The sequence below is a fragment of the Bacillus sp. SIMBA_005 genome (assembly GCF_046535585.1).
In the GTDB taxonomy this organism is placed as follows: domain Bacteria; phylum Bacillota; class Bacilli; order Bacillales; family Bacillaceae; genus Bacillus; species Bacillus pumilus.
Map to the genome: position 1 here is coordinate 1 of NZ_JAWRWI010000513.1, position 267 is coordinate 267.

The following is a 267-nucleotide window of genomic DNA, read 5'->3' on the forward strand; positions in this document are numbered from 1 at the left end:
CACCGCAGTGACCTCCGCGTCTTCCACGAAGTGATCACCGGTGGCGATCAGAACGCCTTCGCGTCCGGTCGACACCCGGGCGGGCAGTGAGACATGCTGGCCGGCAATGCCGTCGAGGTCGGTGACGTCGTGCTGGAACGCGGTGCCGATCTCGTGCACCGTCGCCTCCAGACCGGGGGCGATCGCGCCGGCGGTGCCGACGACGACGATCTCCTCGTAGGCGCGTGCGTCGAGCGCCCGAGTGAGCGCGTAGGTCGCCTGGAGCTT

Annotated in this window: 1 protein-coding gene; it reads right to left on the reverse strand. The window is 69.3% G+C overall.

The window, feature by feature from the left end; genetic code table 11:
• The coding region (locus SB660_RS21120) for a nucleoside phosphorylase-I family protein (protein WP_410584342.1) at nucleotides 1–267 on the reverse strand (267 nt) is incomplete at both ends.